This window comes from Roseobacter fucihabitans, from assembly GCF_014337925.2.
GTDB lineage: Bacteria > Pseudomonadota > Alphaproteobacteria > Rhodobacterales > Rhodobacteraceae > Roseobacter > Roseobacter fucihabitans.
The window spans coordinates 1,125,824-1,147,254 of sequence record NZ_CP143423.1; the positions used below are offsets into that span (position 1 = coordinate 1,125,824).

At 61.2% G+C, this 21,431-nt stretch carries 18 protein-coding genes; 17 read left to right on the top strand and 1 reads right to left on the bottom strand.

All coding sequences use genetic code 11. The features are described from left to right. Positions 1-2: 2 nt before the first annotated feature. From rsmH to murD, 7 genes are all read left to right on the top strand, one after another. Entirely contained in the window at positions 3-992 is a 990-nt protein-coding gene (gene rsmH, locus ROLI_RS05660) for a 16S rRNA (cytosine(1402)-N(4))-methyltransferase RsmH (protein ID WP_187428752.1), read from the top strand. Further along, positions 993-1,355 carry a cell division protein FtsL gene (locus ROLI_RS05665; protein WP_187428751.1) on the top strand — a complete coding sequence of 121 codons (363 nt, stop codon included), beginning with the start codon at positions 993-995 and terminating at the stop codon, positions 1,353-1,355. Beyond that, the gene (locus ROLI_RS05670; protein WP_187428750.1) at positions 1,352-3,133 is read left to right on the top strand and encodes a penicillin-binding protein 2; all 1,782 of its coding nucleotides are present in this window, start codon (positions 1,352-1,354) and stop codon (positions 3,131-3,133) included. Before ROLI_RS05665 ends, ROLI_RS05670 begins: the two co-directional genes overlap by 4 nt. Positions 3,134-3,152: 19 nt before the next feature. Further along, positions 3,153-4,634 carry a UDP-N-acetylmuramoyl-L-alanyl-D-glutamate--2,6-diaminopimelate ligase gene (locus ROLI_RS05675; protein ID WP_187428749.1) on the top strand — a complete coding sequence of 494 codons (1,482 nt, stop codon included), beginning with the start codon at positions 3,153-3,155 and terminating at the stop codon, positions 4,632-4,634. After that, on the top strand, positions 4,631-6,067 hold the full coding sequence (gene murF, locus ROLI_RS05680; RefSeq protein ID WP_187428748.1) for a UDP-N-acetylmuramoyl-tripeptide--D-alanyl-D-alanine ligase: 1,437 nt from the start codon (positions 4,631-4,633) through the stop codon (positions 6,065-6,067). The genes ROLI_RS05675 and murF overlap by 4 nt, the downstream gene beginning before the upstream one ends. Positions 6,068-6,070: 3 nt before the next feature. Further along, positions 6,071-7,153 (top strand): phospho-N-acetylmuramoyl-pentapeptide-transferase, encoded by a 1,083-nt coding sequence (gene mraY, locus ROLI_RS05685; RefSeq protein ID WP_187428747.1) that lies wholly within the window; start codon positions 6,071-6,073, stop codon positions 7,151-7,153. Positions 7,154-7,377: 224 nt separating this feature from the next. Continuing rightward, on the top strand, positions 7,378-8,769 hold the full coding sequence (gene murD, locus ROLI_RS05690; protein ID WP_187428746.1) for a UDP-N-acetylmuramoyl-L-alanine--D-glutamate ligase: 1,392 nt from the start codon (positions 7,378-7,380) through the stop codon (positions 8,767-8,769). Between the two features lie 12 nt (positions 8,770-8,781). On the opposite strand, the gene ROLI_RS05695 is transcribed toward murD, so the two are convergent. After that, positions 8,782-9,957 (bottom strand): NAD(P)/FAD-dependent oxidoreductase, encoded by a 1,176-nt coding sequence (locus ROLI_RS05695; RefSeq protein ID WP_187428745.1) that lies wholly within the window; start codon positions 9,955-9,957, stop codon positions 8,782-8,784. Positions 9,958-10,092: 135 nt separating this feature from the next. Between ROLI_RS05695 and ftsW the strand changes: the two genes are divergently transcribed. From ftsW to lpxC, 10 genes are all read left to right on the top strand, one after another. Then, on the top strand, positions 10,093-11,262 hold the full coding sequence (gene ftsW / locus ROLI_RS05700; protein ID WP_187428744.1) for a putative lipid II flippase FtsW: 1,170 nt from the start codon (positions 10,093-10,095) through the stop codon (positions 11,260-11,262). Continuing rightward, entirely contained in the window at positions 11,259-12,362 is a 1,104-nt protein-coding gene (locus tag ROLI_RS05705) for a UDP-N-acetylglucosamine--N-acetylmuramyl-(pentapeptide) pyrophosphoryl-undecaprenol N-acetylglucosamine transferase (RefSeq protein WP_187428743.1), read from the top strand. Before ftsW ends, ROLI_RS05705 begins: the two co-directional genes overlap by 4 nt. Continuing rightward, positions 12,359-13,765 carry a UDP-N-acetylmuramate--L-alanine ligase gene (murC, locus tag ROLI_RS05710; RefSeq protein ID WP_187428742.1) on the top strand — a complete coding sequence of 469 codons (1,407 nt, stop codon included), beginning with the start codon at positions 12,359-12,361 and terminating at the stop codon, positions 13,763-13,765. Before ROLI_RS05705 ends, murC begins: the two co-directional genes overlap by 4 nt. Positions 13,766-13,883: 118 nt before the next feature. After that, the gene (locus ROLI_RS05715) at positions 13,884-14,132 is read left to right on the top strand and encodes a DUF2484 family protein (protein WP_187428741.1); all 249 of its coding nucleotides are present in this window, start codon (positions 13,884-13,886) and stop codon (positions 14,130-14,132) included. Positions 14,133-14,141: 9 nt separating this feature from the next. After that, a complete protein-coding gene (gene murB, locus ROLI_RS05720; protein WP_187428740.1) occupies positions 14,142-15,059 on the top strand; it encodes a UDP-N-acetylmuramate dehydrogenase in 918 nt (305 codons plus the stop codon). Positions 15,060-15,218: 159 nt separating this feature from the next. Continuing rightward, a complete protein-coding gene (locus tag ROLI_RS05725; protein WP_222869384.1) occupies positions 15,219-16,097 on the top strand; it encodes a D-alanine--D-alanine ligase in 879 nt (292 codons plus the stop codon). Further along, positions 16,085-16,960 carry a cell division protein FtsQ/DivIB gene (locus tag ROLI_RS05730; protein ID WP_187428738.1) on the top strand — a complete coding sequence of 292 codons (876 nt, stop codon included), beginning with the start codon at positions 16,085-16,087 and terminating at the stop codon, positions 16,958-16,960. The genes ROLI_RS05725 and ROLI_RS05730 overlap by 13 nt, the downstream gene beginning before the upstream one ends. Before the next feature lie 32 nt (positions 16,961-16,992). Next, the gene (gene ftsA, locus ROLI_RS05735; RefSeq protein WP_187428768.1) at positions 16,993-18,297 is read left to right on the top strand and encodes a cell division protein FtsA; all 1,305 of its coding nucleotides are present in this window, start codon (positions 16,993-16,995) and stop codon (positions 18,295-18,297) included. Positions 18,298-18,660: 363 nt separating this feature from the next. Next, complete coding sequence (gene ftsZ / locus ROLI_RS05740) at positions 18,661-20,292, top strand: cell division protein FtsZ (RefSeq protein WP_187428737.1); 1,632 nt, start codon at positions 18,661-18,663, stop codon at positions 20,290-20,292. A gap of 204 nt (positions 20,293-20,496) precedes the next feature. After that, positions 20,497-21,420, top strand: a complete 924-nt coding sequence (gene lpxC, locus ROLI_RS05745) for a UDP-3-O-acyl-N-acetylglucosamine deacetylase (protein WP_187428736.1) — start codon at positions 20,497-20,499, stop codon at positions 21,418-21,420. Positions 21,421-21,431: the final 11 nt, after the last annotated feature.

Here is a 21,431-nt window from a genome sequence, read left to right on the forward strand (position 1 = left end):
CCATGGCTGCTGCGGCCCCGTCTGACACGCCCCCCCATATTCCCGTCCTTTTGCCGGCTATTCTGGACGCGGTGGCCCCGGTGCAAGGCGTGTGGCTGGATGGCACGTTTGGCGCGGGCGGTTATACACGCGGGCTGCTGGAGGCGGGCGCCGAGAGGGTCATTGCCGTGGATCGCGACCCGCTGGCCTTTGATCTGGCGGCCGAATGGTCAGGTGGATATGGCGCACGTCTGGTTCAGCAACAGGGTGTTTTTTCCAAGATGGACACTTATGGCACCGACCTGGATGGGGTGGTGCTCGATCTTGGGGTCTCCTCCATGCAACTTGATCTGGCCGAGCGCGGGTTTTCCTTCATGCGGGATGGGCCGCTGGACATGCGCATGAGCCAATCGGGGACTTCTGCGGCGGATATCGTCAACGGCGCCGAAGAAGAAACCCTCGCCAATATCCTGTTCCTTTATGGGGAAGAGCGCGCCAGCCGCCGTATCGCCAAATCGATCCTGCGCGAACGGGCGCTTGAGCGGATCACGACCACCTTGCGCCTTGCCGGTATCATTGAGGGTTGTTTGCCGCGCAGCAAACCGGGGCAATCCCACCCTGCCACGCGCAGTTTTCAGGCGCTGCGGATCGCGGTGAACAACGAATATGGTGAGCTTTTTGAAGGACTTATGGCGGCGGAGCGGGCGTTGAAGCCGGGCGGCCAACTGGCCGTGGTGACGTTCCATTCGGTCGAGGACCGCATGGTCAAACGCTTCCTGACGGCACGGGCTGGGACGGGCGGTAATGCAAACCGCTACGCCCCTGAGATCGCGCGTGCTGCCCCCGGTTTCACGGTGAAATCACGCAAGGCCATTGCCGCCACAGCGGATGAAATCGCCGCTAACCCCCGTGCGCGCTCTGCCAGGTTGCGCCTCGCCACGCGCACGGATGCCCCTTTTGAGGCCGTGGATGCCAAGGCCATCGGCATGCCCCTGCTGAAGGAGACGCTCTAGATGCGCACCATTTTCTATATCCTGACAACATTGGCGGTGATCGGTCTGGCCTTTTGGGCCTACCGCGAGAATTACGCCACGCAGGCCGCGCTCAGCGACACTAGAAAGCTGCGCCAGGATATCAGGCATTCCTATGATCGCCTGGCCGTGTTGCGCGCCGAATGGGCCTATCTGAACCGCCCCGACCGGTTGCGGGATCTGGCGGAAATCAATTTTGACCGGCTCGGGCTCTTGCCGCTGCATCCTGATCAATTCGGCTATCTCGATCAGGTCGCCTACCCTGTGCCGCCTGCCTTGCCGGAGCTTGTTGAGACCAACGCCGATACCGCACCCACGGATGCGCCACAGGAGTCCCGCCCATGATCCGTACCCCCCTGCGTCCTTTGGCCCGCATTCTGGAAGCCCGCGCGAAGGGCGAAAACCCCGATACGATCGAGCGCGAAAACATCCGCATCCGGCATGAGCAGATGCGCGATCATGCGCGCCAGCGTGCCGAGGGGCGGCTTTTGGTGTTGGGGCTGTTTTTCGTGATCGCCTTTGGGATTGTGGGCGCGCGTATGGGGCTTTTGGCCACCTCCGAGCCGATGGAGCCACGCGCCGAGGCCCCCGGCGCGCGCATCCACGCCAGCCGCGCGGATATCGTTGACCGGCAGGGGCGGCTTCTGGCGACCAATTTCGAAACCCACTCGCTTTATGCGCAACCCCCGCAGATGATCGACCCGGTCCAGGCCGCGCAAGGCCTCGCCCGGATTTTCCCCGATCTGGAGGCCGAGGATTTGCTGGAGGATTTCACCAGCAAACGCAAATTCATCTGGATCAAGCGCAAGATCAGCCCCGAGCAGATGCAGGCCGTGCATGACATCGGCGATCCCGGTTTGTTGTTTGGGTCCCGCGACATGCGGCTTTACCCCAACGGGCGTCTGGCCGCTCATATCATGGGCGGTGCCAGCTATGGGCGCGAAGGCGTGCATGCCGCCGAGGTGATCGGCGTGGCGGGCGTGGAGAAATATTTCGACGATTACCTGCGCGATCCGGCGAATGGCAATGCGCCGCTGGAGCTTTCGCTCGACCTGACCGTGCAGGCGGCGGCCGAGCGTGTGCTGCAAGGCGGTATGAAGCTGATGAATGCCAAGGGCGCGACGTCCATCCTGATGGACATCTATACGGGCGAAGTGCTCAGCGTGGTGTCCTTGCCCAGTTTTGATCCCAACAACCGACCCCGTCCGGCCACCAAAGGGGATGCCTCTGACAGCCCGCTGTTCAACCGCTCGGTTCAGGGCGTGTATGAATTGGGCTCGACCTTCAAGATATTCACCGTAGCCCAGGCGATGGACCTGGGGTTGGCCAATCCGGGTACCTTGGTCGACACCAAAGGCCCGCTGCGTTGGGGTAAATTCCGTATCCGGGATTTTCGCAACTACGGCGACAGGCTGACGGTCTCCAAGATCATCGAGAAAAGCTCCAACATCGGTACGGCGCGGCTGGCCCAACAAATCGGCACTGACCGCCAGCGCGCCTTCCTGAAAAAGCTGGGCATGCTGGAAGCCACGGATTTCGAAATCGTTGAGGCGGGCACCGGCAAGCCGCTCCTGCCGAAAAACTGGTCTGAATTGAGCACGATGACCATCTCCTATGGTCACGGGCTATCGACCTCGCCGATGCATCTGGCCGCTGGCTATGCCGCGATTGCAAATGGGGGGCTCAAGGTCCAGCCGACCATTCTGAAACAGGACGGTCCCCGGTTGGGCGAGCGGGTCTTTTCTGAGGCAACAACGGCGGCGGCGCGCAAGATGCTGCGCCGGGTGGTGACGGATGGCACGGCCAGTTTTGGCGATGTGGCCGGATATGCGGTGGGCGGCAAGACCGGCACTGCGGATAAGCCGCGCCCGCAGGGGGGGTATTACGAGGATAAGGTGATCGCGACATTTGCCTCGATTTTCCCCTCGCATGACCCGCGTTATGTGTTGATCGTTACGCTGGATGAACCGGTGGATACGATCAGCGATGAGCCGCGCCGCACGGCGGGTTGGACGGCGGTCCCCGTTGCCGCCGAGATGATCAAACGCGTTGCACCCTTGTTGGGGCTACGACCGAGCGTTGAACCTGTGGAATTGACCGATATAAGTCTGGAACAGAATTAAGCCAAAGAGGCCCCGGGACATGAGCGGACACGTCAAGACACTTTCTTCCCTGGGCCTGACCGCGAAGGGCGGGCGCAACCCCGAAATCACCGGTCTGGCCGTGGACAGCCGCGATGTAGAAGACGGTTTTCTGTTCGCGGCCATGCCGGGCGTCAAAATACATGGCGGGGAGTTCATCCAATACGCTCTGCGCATGGGGGCGGCGGCGATCCTGACGGACGATGAGGGCGCGAGGATTGCGGCGGATGTCTTGGCGCAAACGGATGTGGCCGTGGTGATCACATCTGAGCCGCGCGAGGCTCTGGCGCGCACCGCCTCGCTGTGGTTTGAACGCCAACCCCCAGTTGTGGTGGCCGTGACCGGGACCAATGGCAAAACCTCCGTTGCCACATTTACCCGCCAGATCTGGAGCCTGCTGGGGCATGAAGCCATCAACCTTGGCACGACCGGCGTGGAGGGCGCATGGTCCGCCCCCTTGATGCACACCACGCCGGAGCCGATCACATTGCACCGCGCCTTGGCGCAAGCGGCGGAAAACGGCGTGACCCATGCGGCGATGGAGGCCTCCAGCCACGGGCTGGATCAGCGCCGCCTGGACGGGGTGACGCTCAAGGCCGCCGGTTTCACCAATTTCACACAGGACCATCTGGATTATCACGAGAGTTTCGAGGCCTATTTTGACGCCAAGGCCGGGTTGTTTGCCCGCGTTCTGCCCGAAGAGGCCAAGGCCGTGATCAACATCGAAGAGGAGCGCGGCGTGGATATGGCGGCCATCGCCAATGCGCGCGGGTGTCCGGTTATTTCGGTTGGGCGCAACATCGGGGATTTCCATATCGGCAAGGTGCAGGTCGACGCCACGGGGCAAACGGTCCAATTCATGCATCTGGGCAAATCTTATGTGCGCCGGTTGAACCTGATCGGCGATTTTCAGGCGGAAAATGTGATGCTGGCGGCGGCTTTGGTGGTGGCTTGCGGGGAAAAACCCAACCATGTGTTTGACACCTTTGAGGATCTGAGCACGGTGCGGGGCCGCATGCAGCTGGCCGGGACGCGCGACAATGGGGCCACGGTTTTCGTCGATTACGCGCATACACCGGATGCTGTGGCCACAGCGCTCACGGCGTTGCGTCCGCATGTGATGGGGCGGCTTATTGCCATCGTCGGGGCAGGCGGGGACCGCGATGCGACCAAACGCCCCCTGATGGGGCAGGCGGCGGCGGAAAACGCCGATCTGGTGATTGTGAGTGATGATAATCCGCGTTCCGAGGACCCCGCAGCCATCCGTGCTGCAGTTCTTTTGGGGGCACCCGAGGCGCAGGAGGTCGGCGATCGGGCTGAGGCGATCCTGCGCGGGGTGGACGCTTTGGGGCCGGGCGATGCCTTGCTGATCGCGGGCAAGGGGCATGAGACGGGGCAAACGGTGGGCGATGACATCCTGCCTTTTGACGATGTCGAACAGGCCAGCGTCGCCGTGGCAGCACTTGATGGGAGGATGGCATGAGCCTTTGGACATCCAAGGAAGCCGCCGCCGCAACGGCTGGGCGCGCACAAGGGGATTGGGTCGCAACCGGCGTGTCGATTGATACCCGCACGCTTGCGCCCGGCGATCTGTTTGTCGCGCTGAAAGACCAGCGCGACGGGCATGAATTCGTCGCGCAGGCACTGGAAAAAGGGGCTGCGGCGGCGCTGGTGGATCACGTGCCTGAGGGTGTGGCCGAGGATGCGCCTCTGCTGATCGTGCCTGATGTATTGGCCGGGCTGGAGGCTCTGGGCCGGGCCGGGCGCGCGCGTATGAGCGGCATGGTCGTCGCCGTGACGGGCAGCGTCGGGAAGACCTCCACCAAGGAGATGTTGCTGGAAATGCTCGCAGCACAGGGACGCACCCACGCTTCCGTGGCCAGCTACAACAACCACTGGGGTGTGCCGCTGACGCTGGCGCGCATGCCACAGGACACGGAATTCGCCGTGATAGAGATCGGCATGAACCACCCCGGCGAAATCGCCCCGCTGGCAAAAATGGCGCGTCCGCATGTGGCGCTGGTCACGACGGTGGCGGCGGCGCATCTGGAGGCTTTTGAGGATATCACCGGCATCGCCGTGGAAAAGGCCGCGATCTTTGAGGGGGTCGAACCCGGCGGCATCGCGATCCTGAACGCGGATGTCGAAACCGCTGCGATCCTGATGGCAAAGGCGCTGGATTGCAAACTGCGCGACATCAGCTTTGGCGCGGAAGGCCATGATTTCAAACTCATCCGCGCCGATTTGCGCGATGATACCACGGTGGTGCAGGCCCAGATGGGCGCGGAGCCCTTGCTGTTCAAAATTGCCTCACCGGGGCGTCATTTTGCGATGAACGGATTGGGGGCGCTTGCCGTCATGGCGGCGCTGCGCACGGATATGGCGCTGGCGGTGGGCGCGCTGGGGCGCTGGCGACCCTATAAGGGGCGCGGTCAACGCGAACGCATTTATCTGGATGTGGTTGATACCAGCCTGACGCTCGATTTGATTGATGACAGTTATAACGCCAATCCCACTTCCATGGCGGCAGCACTTGAGGTGCTGGCGGCGGCTCCCGTCATGAATGATATGGGGCGCGTCTCCAAGGGGCGACGCATCGCGTTTCTGGGCGATATGAAAGAACTCGGCTCGGATGAAATTGCCCTTCATGCAGGCCTCGCACATCTGCCGAGCCTGCAAAGCCTTGATAAGGTGCATTGCATCGGGCCGCTGATGCGCGCGCTTTATGATCTGTTGCCCGAGGTGCAGCGCGGCGAGTGGTTCGCGACCGCCCAAGAGGCCCTGCCCAAACTCAAGCGCGCGCTGGACAGTGGTGATGTGGTTCTGGCCAAAGGCTCCTTGAGCATGAAACTTGGTCTGATCGTTGACGCGATCCGCAAAATGGGACATGCCCCGCTCAATATCGAAGAAGGATAACGGATGCTCTATTGGCTCACGCTGCTGTCGGACGGGGGGGATTTCTTCAATCTCTTTCGCTACATTACGTTCCGCGCAGGCGGGGCGTTTTTGACGGCATTGGTGTTCGGGTTTCTGTTTGGCAAACCGCTGATTGCAGTGTTGCGCCGCCGGCAGGGCAAGGGCCAACCCATCCGCGGGGACGGTCCCGAAAGCCATTTCGTCAAGGCGGGCACCCCGACCATGGGCGGGCTGTTGATCGTGGGGGCGCTTTTGACCTCAACCCTGCTCTGGGCGCGGCTGGACAACCCCTTCATCTGGATCGTGCTTTTTGTGACCATGTCCTTTGCCGCCATCGGCTTCATGGATGATTACGCAAAGGTCTCCAAACAAACCACGGCGGGGGTGCCAGGGCGCGTGCGCTTGCTGCTGGGCCTGATCATCGCGGCAATTGCGGGTTTCTGGGCCGCGCAATACCATCCCGAAGCGCTGCACAACCGGCTCGCCCTGCCGGTCTTCAAGGACACGCTGATCAATTTGGGTTATCTTTTTGTCCCCTTCTCGATCATCGTGATCGTCGGATCGGCCAATGCGGTGAACCTCACGGACGGCCTTGATGGGCTTGCGATTATGCCGGTGATGATTGCCGCCGGAACGCTCGGCGTGATCGCCTATGCGGTCGGTCGTGTGGATTTCACCGAATATCTGGATGTGCATTACGTGCCGGGGACGGGCGAAATCCTGATCTTCACCGCCGGGATATTTGGCGGGGGGCTGGGATTCCTGTGGTATAACGCGCCCCCTGCGGCGGTTTTCATGGGCGATACCGGGTCCTTGGCCCTGGGCGGTGCCCTGGGTGCGATCGCGGTCAGCACCAAGCACGAGATCGTCCTGGCCATTGTCGGCGGGCTGTTCGTGGTCGAGGCATTGAGTGTCATTATTCAGGTGCTTTATTTCAAAAAGACCGGCAAACGGGTGTTTCTGATGGCCCCGATACACCATCACTACGAGAAAAAGGGCTGGGCGGAGAGCACCATCGTCATCCGTTTCTGGATCATCTCGCTGATCCTGGCGATGATCGGGCTGGCGACCTTGAAGGTGCGCTGAGGGCCACCATCGGCCCATCATCCCAACGCGGTCTGCTTTTGGTCCCGCAGACGTTTTGAGGTCGGCTGCATCCATTGGCCGGTGATAAAACGCACCCGCCGCCCATAAGCACCATGCCTTTCACTCCGGTTTACGGCCTTCATAGGGGGGTGCGCGTCGGAACCACCTTGCCCCCGACGGGCCGGGGCGGCACTGTCCGCCCTGCGATAAGAAGGAGAGCCCGCGTGATTCCGGTTAGAGGTTTGCAAGGTCAAAAAATCGCTGTTCTGGGCCTGGGTCGCTCGGGTCTGAGTGCGGCGCGTGCTTTGGTGGCGGGGGATGCGACGCCCATCTGCTGGGATGATACCCCTGCCGCGCGCGAAAAGGCCGAGGCCGAAGGGTTTACCTGTCTGGCCCTGCGCGACCCGCATGATTTTGACGATATTGCCCGGCTGATCGTCAGCCCCGGCATTGCGCATCTTTATCCCACGCCCAACCCAATGGTGGACGCCGCCCTGCGCGCGGGCGTGCCGGTGGACAATGACATCGGCCTGTTTTTTCAGTCCTTTGCCACGCAGGAATGGGATAATTTTGACACCGCGCCGCGAGTCATTGCTGTGACCGGATCGAATGGGAAATCGACGACCTCCGCGCTGATCCACCACATTTTGACAACGGTGAACAGACCGTGCCAACTTGCGGGGAACATCGGGCGCGGTGTTCTGGATATTGATCCGGCCATCGACGGCGAGGTCGTGGTGTTGGAGCTGTCGAGTTATCAGACGGACCTTGCGCGCAGCCTGACGCCGGATATTGCCGTTTTCACCAACCTTTCGCCGGATCATCTGGACCGCCATGCCGGGATCGGGGGGTATTTTGCCGCCAAAAGACGGCTGTTTGCCGAAGGTGGGCCGGACCGGGCGATCATTGGTGTGGATGAACCCGAAGGGCGCTATTTGGCCGGGCAATTGGCGGAAGGGCGCGCAGATGACCGGGTGATCCGGATCTCGGTTGCCGAAAAGCTCGCCGGGCCGGGGTGGCAGGTCTTTGCACGCAAGGGGTTTCTGTCCGAATACCGCAAGGGGAAACAGGCCGCGTCCATCGATTTACGCGCGGTGCCGGGGTTGCCGGGGGCGCATAATCATCAAAACGCCTGCGCCGCCTATGCCGCTTGTCGCGCGCTTGGTCTTGCCCCCCGCGTCATTGAGGCCGCGTTTCACAGCTTCGCAGGTCTGCCCCATCGCAGCCAGCTGGTGGGCGAAAAGGACGGCGTGCGGTTTGTGAACGACAGCAAGGCGACCAATGTGGATGCGGCGGCAAAGGCTCTGTCGGCGTTTCAGCACGTGCGTTGGATTTGCGGTGGCTTGGAGAAGGAAGGCGGGTTGGCGGAGCTTGGCGCGGCATCAAGCGTGCGCAAGGCCTATGTGATCGGGCGCGAGGCCGCGCATTTCGCGATGCAACTGCCTGTGGAGGCGGAGATTTGTACCACCATGGAGGCGGCCGTCGCGCAGGCGGTGGCACAGGCCGAACCGGGGGATGTGATCCTTTTGGCCCCTGCCGCGGCGAGCTTTGATCAATATGACAATTTCGAAAAACGCGGGGATGATTTCGTCGCACAGGTGCAGAAATACCTCTGAGGGGCGTCGTCCTTATTGGGTCAGTGCCGCCGCCGCCGCCATGGCCGAGGACCACGCCCATTGGAAATTATACCCGCCAAGCCAGCCCGTGACATCCACCGCTTCGCCGATGAAATAGAGCCCCGGCACTGCCGTCACCTGCATGGTTTTTGCCGAGAGCGCATTGGTATCAATGCCGCCCAATGTGACTTCGGCTGTGCGGTAGCCTTCGGTGCCGGTCGGGGTCAGCGACCAGGCCGACAGGCTCTTGCAGATTTCAGCCAATCTGGTGTCAGACTGATCCGCCAGATTGCCCTTGAGGTCGGTTTGTGTCGCCAGAAAATCCACCAATCGCCCGGGCAGATGGTGCGATAATTCGGTGGTCAGGTTGCGCCGCCCCGACGTCGCGCGCTGGCTGCGCAAAGCGTCATAGAGATTTTGATGCGGTGCAAGGTTCACGCTGATCGCCTCGCCCTCGCGCCAATAGGAGGAGGCTTGCAGCACCGCCGGTCCCGACAGGCCGCGATGCGTGAACAATAGCGCCTCGTCAAAACTCGTCTGCCCGGCAGTGATACGCGCATCCGTGGCAACCCCTGCAAGCCCAGCAAAGCGTTCCTTGTCAAAGGTAAATGGGACCAGCGCGGGGCGCGTCGCTGTCACAGGCACCCTGAATTGCGCTGCCAGATCATAAGCAAGCCCGCTCGCGCCCATCTTGGGAATGGATTTGCCCCCCGTGGCCACGACCAGATTGCGCGCCGTGACCCTGGTGTCCGCGCCATCACCTGCAAGGGTAAAAGTAAACCCATCGGGTGCCTTTGCAAAGTCGCGCGCAGTCGTTTGCAAATGCAAATCGACGTTATTTGCCTGCATCAAGCCGCGTAGCATCGCGATGATCTTCTTGGCAGAGGTATCACAGAAAAGCTGGCCCAATGTCTTTTCATGCCAGGCAATGCCATGGCGATCCACCAGATCAATAAAATCCCACTGCGTGTACCGGGCCAGCGCGGATTTGGCGAAATGCGGGTTCGCGGACAGAAATGCATGTGCATCCGTATGCAGGTTGGTGAAATTGCACCGCCCGCCACCGGAGATGCGGATTTTCTCGCCCGGCGCGCGGGCATGATCGACAATCAACACGCGCCCGCTGGCATGGGCCGCACACATCATACCGGCGGCCCCGGCCCCAATAATTGCTGTATCAACTTTCATCGCGTTCCACTGGCGCGAATTGCACAAAATGGCAAGTCTCAGGCTGGCGTTATGGATGTTTTCGCGCTACTATATCCTCGGCAGACCCCGAAAAGGGGCGCATCGAGGCAGTGTAGTTATCCAAGGCAGGCACCCATGACAGAAATGGTCTATGGCGCAGTTCCGGTTCGCGATGGTGAACCGATCCTCCCCAAATGGTGGCGGACCATCGACAAATGGGCGATGTCCTGCATCTTGATCTTATTTGCGATCGGCCTTTTACTCGGGCTTGCGGCTTCGCCACCGCTTGCCGCCAAGAATGGGTTTGAGCCCTTCCACTACGTCCAGCGACAGGCGCTATTTGGCAGCCTGGCGCTCATCGCGATGATCCTGACCTCGATGATGTCGCCCGTGCTCGTACGGCGTCTGGCGGTTCTGGGGTTTATCGTGGCTTTTATTGCGCTGGCGCTTTTGCCTTTCTTCGGGACGGATTTCGGCAAGGGGGCGGTGCGGTGGTATGGTCTGGGGTTTGCCTCAATCCAGCCGTCGGAGTTCCTCAAGCCGGGGTTCGTGATTGTCGCGGCCTGGATGATGGCGGCGTCCTCGGAATTGAACGGACCACCGGGCAAGACATGGTCCTTTGCGCTTTGCATGGCGATTGTGATGATGTTGATCCTGCAACCGGATTTTGGTCAGGCCTGTCTGGTTCTGTTCTCCTGGGGGGTGATGTATTTCGTGGCGGGTGCACCGTTGATCCTCTTGGTGGGCATGGCCGCTCTGGTGGTTTTTGGCGGCACTATCGCCTATTCAAACTCGGAACATTTCGCGCGCCGCATTGACGGATTTCTGAGCCCGGATATCGACCCGCGCACGCAGCTTGGATATGCGACAAACGCCATTCAGGAGGGCGGTTTTTTTGGCGTTGGGGTCGGCGAGGGACAGGTCAAATGGTCCCTGCCGGATGCGCATACGGATTTCATCATCGCTGTGGCCGCCGAGGAATACGGGCTGATCCTCGTGCTGGTCATCATCGCGCTTTATGGCACCATCGTGGTGCGCTCGCTGTTGCGGCTGATGCGTGAACGCGACCCGTTTATCCGGCTGGCGGGCACCGGTTTGGTGTGCACCCTTGGCGTGCAGGCCATGATCAATATGGGCGTGGCGGTGCGGCTGCTGCCGGCCAAAGGCATGACGCTGCCGTTTGTCAGCTATGGCGGCTCCTCGATCATCGCCAGCGGGATCGCAGTGGGCATGTTGCTTGCGTTTTCGCGCACTCGCCCTCAGGGTGAAATCAGTGATCTTCTGGCGCGTGGACGGGTGAAATGAGCAAACAACCGCTTCTTTTGATCGCAGCGGGGGGGACGGGCGGTCATATGTTTCCGGCCCAGGCGCTGGCGGAGATGATGATCGCGCGCGGCTGGCGCGTGAAGCTGTCCACCGACGCGCGCGGCGCGCGCTACACGCAGGGCTTTCCCGAAACCACCGAGATCGCGCAGATCAGCAGCGCAACCTTTGCGCGCGGCGGTATTCTGGCCAAAGCCATCGTGGCACCCAAAATCCTCGCCGGTACAGTCAGCGCGCTTTGGGTATTCTTGCGGCACAAGCCGGACGTCGTGATCGGTTTTGGCGGTTATCCCACCATTCCGGCGCTTTGTGCGGCTTATCTGTTGAAGCTGCCGCGCATGATTCACGAACAAAACGGCGTTTTGGGGCGTGTGAACAAGGCGTTTGTCGGTAAGGTCGATGCCATCGCCTGTGGGACATGGCCCACCGATCTGCCTGAGGGGGTTGAAGGCCACCACACCGGCAACCCCGTGCGCCGCGCCATTCTGGACCGCGCGGAGGCGGGGTATATTTCGCCAGGCGATTATCCGATGGAACTGTTGGTGATCGGCGGCAGTCAGGGGGCCAGTATCCTGAGCGACGTGATCCCGCCCGCGATTGCCGGTTTGCCGATGAACATGCTGCGTAACATCCGTGTGAGCCATCAGGCGCGCGAAGAAGACCTCGAACGTGTCGCGACGTTTTATGCGGATAACGGTATCAACGCAGATGTGCAGACATTTTTTCAGGACGTCCCGCGCCGCATGACCGAAGCTCAATTGGTCATCAGCCGTGCCGGGGCCTCTTCGGTTGCTGATCTGTCGGTGATCGGGCGCCCCTCCATTCTGATCCCCTATGCGGCTGCGACGGGGGATCATCAAACCGCCAATGCGCGCGGGTTGGTGGAGGCGGGCGGCGCGATTCTAGTGCCCGAAAGCAGGTTGAATGTAGAGGCCGTTACGCAACAGATCTTTTCCGTGCTGGACAATCCCGAAGGGGCCATGCAAATGGCCCGCTCTGCCGCGTTATTCGGCAGGCCCGATGCGACGCAGGATCTGGCGCAGATGGTCGAACAGCTGGCGAATAGGGGACAACAGGCATGAGTGCGGCGACAAAACTTCCCGGCGACGTCGGGCCGATCCATTTTGTTGGGATCGGTGGCATCGGCATGTCCGGAATTGCCGAAGTGCTGCTCAATCACGGCTATACGGTGCAGGGCTCGGACCTGAAATCCACGCCCATCACCAAACGTCTGGAAGAGCTTGGCGCGCATGTGTTTGAGGGCCAGCGCGCCGAAAACATCGCCAACGCCGAAGTGGTAGTGATTTCCAGCGCGATCAAGCCGGGCAATGCGGAACTGGATGCGGCACGTCTTGGTGGCTTGCCGATCGTGCGGCGCGCGGAAATGCTGGCCGAACTGATGCGGCTCAAATCCAACATCGCCGTGGCCGGAACCCATGGCAAGACGACAACCACGACGATGGTGGCGACCCTGCTGGATGCGGGCGATTTCGACCCCACGGTGGTGAACGGCGGCATCATCCACGCCTATGGTTCAAACGCGCGCGCGGGCGAGGGCGAGTGGATGGTGGTGGAGGCAGATGAGAGCGACGGGACGTTCAATCGTCTGCCCGCGACCATTGCCATCGTCACCAACATCGACCCCGAACATATGGAACATTGGGGCGATTTCGACAGGCTGCGCCAAGGTTTCCTCGATTTTGTCTCCAACATCCCGTTTTACGGGGTCGCCGTGTGCAATACTGACCACGCTGAGGTGCAGGCGCTGGTGGGTAAAATCACTGACCGGCGCGTTGTGACCTACGGGTTCAATGCGCAGGCCGATGTGCGGGCGGTGAACCTGACGTATAAAAACGGTGTGGCGCATTTTGACGTGGCGTTGCAGGCCGAAGGCATCATGATCGAGGGCTGCACCTTGCCGATGCCGGGGGATCACAATGTTTCCAACGCTTTATCGGCCATCGCCGTGGCGCGGCATCTGGGCATGAAGGGCGAGCAGATCCGGGACGCGCTGGCGAATTTCGGCGGCGTTAACCGTCGCTTTACCCGTGTGGGCGAAATTGACGGGGTGACGATCATCGATGATTACGGGCACCATCCGGTGGAAATCGCCGCTGTGCTGAAAGCCGCGCGCCAGGCCACAGAAGGGCGCGTGATCGCCGTGCATCAGCCGCACCGTTATTCCCGCTTGTCCGATCTGTTTGAGGATTTCTGTGGCTGTTTCAACGACGCGGATGTTGTCGGCATTGCCGAGGTTTACGCCGCGGGTGAAGACCCGATTGAGGGGGCTAGCCGGGATGATCTGGTGGCGGGTCTGATCCGTCACGGTCACCGTCATGCGCGCGCCGTTGTGGGGGAGGACGATCTGGAGCGCCTTGTGCGCGAGCAGGCGCGCCCCGGCGATATGGTGGTCTGCCTTGGTGCCGGGACCATCAGCGCCTGGGCCAATGGCCTGCCTGATAGACTGCAAAAGGGAGCCGCGTAGTGGCCTTTCAAAACCGCTATCCTTGTATTATCACGGTATTGCGAAACGGCATGAGCGGCCTCAGGGGCGCGCGTCACACCAAGATGGCGTTTGCACCGGTTGGAACGGGGGCCGCCTTATGAGCCTTGCTCTGACCCTCGCGGCCCTTTGGGTGCTGGCGGCGAATATCCTGGCCATGACGCCGAGCAAGGATAATCACTGGCGCAGGGCTTATGCGTTGATTGCACTGGGGATTCCGATTGTCGGGCTGGTGACATGGCATCACGGTCCCTGGATCGGGATGCTGGTGATGGCGGGCGGTGTGTCCGTCCTGCGCTGGCCAGTGGTTTACTTCGGCCGCTGGATCAAACGTGTGACGCTGCGATAGGGGTCGGCCATGCAAGACATGCCGCAGGTCCGGGGGCGTCTGACGCCAAATCGCATCTTGAGCGAGTTGACCTGGCTGCGGGTGGGCGGGCCGGCGGATTGGTTGTTACAGCCTGCGGATATTGACGACCTACGCGATTTCCTGCGTCAATTGCCGCCCGATGTGGCCGTGTTTCCGATGGGGGTCGGCTCAAACCTGATCGTGCGGGATGGCGGTTTGCGCGCCGTCGTGATCCGTCTGGGCCGGGGCTTCAACGGTATCGATATCGACGGCGCGCAAGTGCACGCAGGGGCGGCGGCATTGGACGGTCACGTTGCGAAAAAGGCCGCAGATGCGGGGCTTGATCTGACGTTCCTGCGCACGATCCCTGGCACAATTGGCGGTGCCGTGCGGATGAACGCGGGCTGTTACGGCAGCTACACCGCGGATGTTGTGCAGGAGGTGCAGGCGGTGACGCGCGCGGGCGAGATTGTCACGCTGAGCGCACATGACATGCATTTCGCCTATCGCCAAAGTCAGCTGCCGGAAGGGTGGATCGTGACGCGCGCGACCCTCAAGGCACCCGTTGAAGCGCCCGACGTATTGCACGCGCGCATGGCCGAGCAGATCGCCAAACGCGATGCCACCCAGCCGACCAAAGAGCGCAGCGCCGGGTCGACCTTTCGCAACCCGGCGGGTTTTTCCTCCACGGGGCAGGCCGATGATGTGCATGACCTCAAGGCCTGGAAAGTGATCGAGGATGCGGGTCTGCGCGGTACGCGCCAGGGCGGGGCGCAGATGAGCGAGAAACACCCTAACTTCCTGATCAATACCGGCGGGGCCACAGCGGCGGATTTGGAGGGATTGGGCGAAGTGGTGCGAAAAAAGGTTTACGCCCAAAGCGGTATTACGCTAGACTGGGAAATCATGCGCATCGGTGAGAATTAAGGTTCTATTAACCATAATCGCGCCAAAGTGCAGATCGAATAATTGACGGTGAACCGGCATAAAGTCGGACAAAACAACAAATAATAGGGCCGAAACGGCCTGACATGAGGCACCAGAGTGGGTCAGTCGAGCAGGACACCCCGGCGTGTAGCGGTATTGATGGGCGGCCCTTCGGCTGAGCGCGAAGTGTCTTTGTCCAGCGGGCAAGCCTGCGCCGCCGCTTTGCGCGACGAGGGATATGACGTGATCGAGGTCGATGCGGGCCGCGATCTTTGTGCTGTGCTTGATCAGATCAAACCGGATGCGGTCCTCAACTGCCTGCATGGACGGTGGGGCGAGGATGGTTGCGTGCAGGGGCTGCTGGAGTGGCAGGGCGTGCCTTACTCACACTCCGGCGTTCTGGCCTCGGCCTTGGCGATGGATAAACAACGCAGCAAGGAAGCCTTTGTCGCTGCCGGATTGCCCGTCGTTGAGAGCGTTCTGGCCCCCGCCGATGAGGTGCGCGCGCGTCATGTTATGCCCCCGCCTTATGTGGTTAAACCCAACAACGAGGGCTCCTCCGTCGGGGTTTATCTGGTGCACGGTGCGGCCAATGGGCCGCCGCAACTTGCGCCGGACATGCCGCAAGAGGTGATGGTTGAGGCCTTCGCGCCCGGACGTGAATTGACCACCACCGTGATCGGGGATCGCGCCTTGACGGTGACAGATATCCTGACAGATGGCTGGTATGATTATGACGCCAAATATAAACCGGGGGGGTCGCGCCATGTGATCCCCGCGCAGATTCCGACCGATATTTTTGACCTCTGCATGGAGTATGCCCTGCGCGCGCATGCGGCATTGGGGTGCCGCGGGGTCAGTCGGACGGATTATCGCTGGGATGAAAGCCGCGGCGCTGCGGGTCTGATCCTGCTGGAAACCAACACGCAACCGGGCATGACCGCGACCTCGCTGTCGCCTGAACAGGCACAGGCCTGCGGCATGAGTTTCGGTGCGCTTTGCGCCTGGATGGTGGAGGACGCCTCATGCGATCGCTGAGACCGCGCAAGCCCTCCTCGCATGATCCCGCGCCGTCGCGTTGGGCGTGGCGGATGCAGCGGCTGATGCTGACGCCTGCTTTTCTGCTGATGCTGCGCGCGGGGATTCCTGTGGTGCTGATCCTGGCGGGCGCGGGGTGGTATCTGGGCGATGAAGGGCGGCGCGATGCGATCACGGATGCGGTCGCCCAGGCCCGCGCAAGTTTTGAGACCCGGCCGGAATTCATGGTGCAACTGATGGCGATCGATGGCGGCGATGACGCGCTGGCCAGTGACATCCGCGAAGTCGTCCCGCTTGATTTCCCGATCAGCTCCTTTGATCTGGATCTCGCGGAAATCCGCAGCACGATTGCCGATCTGGCCCCCGTCAAGGCGGTGAGCCTGCGCATTCGCCCCGGTGGCGTTTTGCAGGTCGATGTCACGCCGCGCATTCCTGTCGCCATCTGGCGCAGCCGCACAGGGCTGACCCTGATCGATGTGACCGGCACCCATGTGAGCCCCTTGGCTAAACGCATAGACCGCCCCGACCTGATGGTTATCGCGGGAACGGGGGCCCCGTCCAAGGTCAAAGAGGCGCTGAACCTTTATCGCGCGGCGGCCCCATTGGGCAACCGTTTGCGCGGGATCGTGCGGATGGGCGAGCGGCGCTGGGATGTGGTTCTGGATCGCGGCCAGCGGATTTTGTTGCCCGAAACCGATGCCGTGGAGGCCTTGGAGCGGGTGATCGCGCTGGATGGGGCGCAGGATGTTCTGACGCGCGACGTGGTGCGGGTCGATCTGCGCCTTGGCGCGCGCCCGACGGTACAGATGAGTGAACAAGCCACCGCCTTGTGGTGGGACATAAAACAGTTTTCGGGACAATAAAGAGCATGGATTTATACGACAGCCAACGCCAGATGCGCAATATGCGCAAGGCAGCCATGCAGCGCGGCGTCATGGCGGTTCTGGACGTGGGTAGTTCCAAAATATCCTGCCTGGTGCTGCGCTTTGATGGCACTGGCACTTTGGATGACGAGGGCGAGATCGGCTCGCTGGCCGGGCAATCGGGCTTTCGTGTGATCGGGGCGGCGACAACGCGCTCGCGCGGTGTGCGTTTCGGTGAAATCTGCGCGATGCAGGAGACCGAACGCGCCATTCGCACGGCCCTTCAGGGGGCGCAGAAAATGGCCGGCATCCGGGTGGATCACGTGATCGCCTGTTTTGCCGGGGCTGAACCACGCTCTTATGGGCTTGATGCGCAAATCCCGCTCGAAGGCCAGATGGTGGACGAACAGGATGTGGCGCGGGTGCTGGCCGCCTGTGATGTGCCTGATTATGGATCGGGCCGAGATGTTCTGCATGCGCAGCCGGTGAATTTTGCCATTGATCACCGCTCCGGTCTCAGTGATCCGCGTGGGCAATTGGGCAATACGCTGTCGGTCGATATGCATATGCTGACGATTGAGGGTGATGCGGTGCAGCATCTGGCGCATTGCATCAAACGCTGTGATCTGGAGCTGGCGGGGATTGCCTCCTCGGCCTATGTCAGCGGCATTTCTGCACTCGTGGAGGATGAGCAGGAATTGGGCGCGGCCTGTATTGATCTTGGGGGGGGGTCGACAGGCGTGTCGATTTTCATCAAGAAACACATGATCTTTGCAGATACCGTGCGTATGGGTGGGGATCACGTGACCGGTGATATTTCCATGGGGCTTCAGATACCGATGCCCATGGCGGAGCGGATCAAGACAATGCATGGCGGCGTGCACGCAACTGGCGTGGATGATCGTGAAATGATTGAGATTGGCGGGGATACCGGCGATTTCGAGCATGACCGCCGCACCGCCAGCCGGGCCGAGGTCATCGGGATCATGCGCCCGCGCGTCGAAGAAATTCTCGAAGAAGTGCGCGCGCGCCTTGATGCGGCGGGCTTTGATCACCTGTCCAGCCAGCAGATTGTCTTGACCGGGGGGGGCAGCCAGATTCCCGGACTGGATGGTCTTGCCAGCAAAATTCTGGGTCAGCAGGTCCGTTTGGGGCGCCCCTTGCGGGTGCACGGGTTGCCGCAGGCGGCGACAGGTCCCGGATTTGCCTCGGTTGTCGGGTTGTCGCTTTTTGCGGCGCATCCGCAGGATGAATGGTGGGATTTTGACATCCCCGCGGATCGCTATCCGCAACGCTCCCTGAAGCGTGCGGTACGCTGGTTCCGTGACAATTGGTAAAAAGCAGGCCGCGTGAGGGTGACGAGATGCGCGGGATATGATAGTGTTTTGGAAAGGCCCATAAGAGGCTGAAAGGCGACCGAGCAGGCGTCACGACATCGTAGGTTTTATGTCCCCCGGGTGATGCGGATACATCGTATCTTTTCGCCCCGGATGGCGGTTGTCTGGTGCTGTGTGGGGCAAATTGCGCAACATCTTGCCGACCTCCACACTCCGAAGCAGAATCAGGGTAAAAATACGCTCTATTTTGTATAAAATTTGCGTTTTTTGCGTGACCCAGGGGGACGCAGCCGCTAGGGTCAACCCTGAACAGGCATTAAAAACACTCGCGAATGCGGGGCAGCAGCACAGGCGGACTTTACCATGACACTCACTCTTACCATGCCCGGACAGGCGGATCTGAGACCACGTATCACCGTTTTCGGTGTCGGGGGCGCGGGGGGGAACGCGGTCAATAACATGATCGACAAGGAACTCGATGGGGTCGAGTTTGTCGTGGCCAACACCGACGCGCAGGCGCTGCAGCAGGCGAAATCGGAAAACCGGGTGCAGCTTGGCATCAAGGTGACCGAGGGTCTGGGTGCGGGCGCGCGCGCAGCGGTTGGTGCCGCAGCAGCCGAGGAAAGCATCGAGCAAATCGTCGACCATCTGGCGGGCGCACATATGTGTTTCATCACCGCCGGTATGGGCGGTGGTACCGGGACCGGCGCGGCCCCGATCATCGCGCAGGCGGCGCGGGAATTGGGCGTATTGACGGTTGGGGTTGTGACCAAGCCGTTCCAGTTTGAGGGTGCTAAGCGGATGCGCCAGGCGGAGGACGGCGTTGAGGCGCTGCAAAAGGTCGTGGACACGCTGATCATCATTCCCAACCAGAACCTGTTCCGTCTGGCCAATGAAAAAACCACCTTCACCGAAGCCTTCTCCATGGCGGATGATGTTTTGTATCAAGGGGTTAAGGGGGTCACTGATCTGATGGTCCGCCCCGGTTTGATCAACCTCGATTTCGCCGATGTGCGCGCCGTGATGGACGAGATGGGTAAAGCGATGATGGGCACGGGCGAGGCGGATGGCGAAGATCGCGCCATCCAGGCCGCCGAGAAGGCCATCGCCAACCCGCTGCTGGACGAAATCAGCCTGCGCGGGGCGAAGGGCGTGTTGATCAACATCACCGGCGGTCACGATCTGACCCTGTTTGAACTGGATGAGGCCGCAAACCGGATCCGCGAAGAGGTTGATCCAGAGGCCAATATCATCGTCGGTTCCACGCTGGATACGGATATGGGCGGTCTGATGCGGGTGAGCGTTGTGGCCACGGGCATCGATGCCACGGATGTAAACACCGAAATGCCGGTGCCGCGTCGTCCCTTGTCCCAGCCGTTGAAGCCAACCGTGACAGCACAGGATATTGCGCCTGTTGCTGCGGCGGCGAGCGTCGAAATGCCGGAACCTCAGGAAAGCATCGTGGCCGAAGCCGCAGAGGAGCCGAGCCTGTTTGAGGCCATGGACGCACAGCATGTCGCCACTTCCCAGGAAACCGAAGCGGATATGTTTGACGAAGATATTTATGCCGCACCGGATGACGGCCTGCCCGCACCGGCCTATCAGCCCAAAGTCGCTGCATTTGAACCGCGCCGGGTGGATACCGATATGGAGCCGGAGAGTTTTGTCGCACCGCGCGCGCCGACACCCGGAACGCCTTCGCCAGAAGCCATGATGCGTCTGCGCGCCGCCGCGCAAAAAGCTGCGCCGCGGGCGGATCGCAATGAGGCTCCGGCCCCGCGGGAAGGGGCACAGGGAGAGCGTCCACGGTTCGGGATCAACTCGCTGATCAACCGGATGACGGGACATGGCGAAGGGGCACCGCAGCAAGCATCGCGCCAGCAGCCCTCGGTTCAGCACCGCCCGGCGCAACCGGCCCCCATGCCACAGGAACAGGCCGACCCAGATCAGGAACGGATCGAGATTCCTGCGTTTTTGCGCCGTCAGGCAAACTGAAATCATCACGAAATCTAAAGTGGGGGCCGCATTTCGCGGCCCTTTATTTATGAAAAGCAACGCGTTACGGGAATGCAAGCGTCATTGCGCTCAAATGTAACAGATGTGTTTCAGTCGGTTGCAAAGTTTGAGTTGAGGCCCGAGGCACCAGCGCCTAATTAGGATGCAATCGGACAAAAATGTCCAAAAGACTGTGGGGCTTAAGTGCAGACAACGATCAAATCACCGGTGAGCTTTACGGGTCCGGGACTTCATACCGGCCGTAAATCGACCATGACGATCCGACCGGCAATGGCCGAGCATGGCATCTGGTTCAGCCGGACAGACATCCTCATCGGGGACCGCCTGATCGCGGCGCGCTGGGACAATGTCCTACGCTCGCCGCTTTGTACGCGGATTGAAAACGCGGCAGGGGTGCAGGTATCCACGATAGAGCACATCATGGCGGCCCTCGCAGGCTGCGGTGTCCACAATGCTTTGGTCGAGATCGACGGTCCCGAAGTCCCGATCCTGGATGGGTCGGCGGCCCCTTTTGTGCGCGGCATCATGCAGCGGGGTTTGCGCGTCCTTTCCGCTCCCGTGCGTGCCTTTGAAATCTTGAAAACCGTGACCGTGACCGATGGGCTGGCCTCCGCGACATTGGCACCTGCCGATACTCTGCGGATTGATTTCGAGATCGATTTCAACGACGAGGCCATCGGCCACCAGAAGAAATCCCTTGTCATGAACAACGGCAGTTTTGCCCGCGAACTCTGCGACAGTCGTACCTTCTGCCGCAAGGCGGACGTTGATGCGATGCGCGCCAATGGTCTCGCCCTGGGCGGTGAGCCGGGCGAAAACGCGGTTGTGTTTGACGGGGCGGATGTGTTGAGCCCGGGTGGGTTGCGCCACAGCGACGAGCCTGTGCGCCACAAGATGTTGGACGCTTTGGGCGATCTGGCTTTGGCGGGTGCGCCGTTGATCGGACATTATACTGGTGTGCGGGCCGGTCATTCGCTCACCAATACCCTGCTGCGCAAGGTTTTCGCGACACCGGGGGCCGTGCGCATGGTTGTATGTGACAGCCGTACCGCATCCCGCCTGCCGGGCTACGGCCTGATCTGGGATGAAATTCCCGCCGTCGCATAATGACGCAAGGG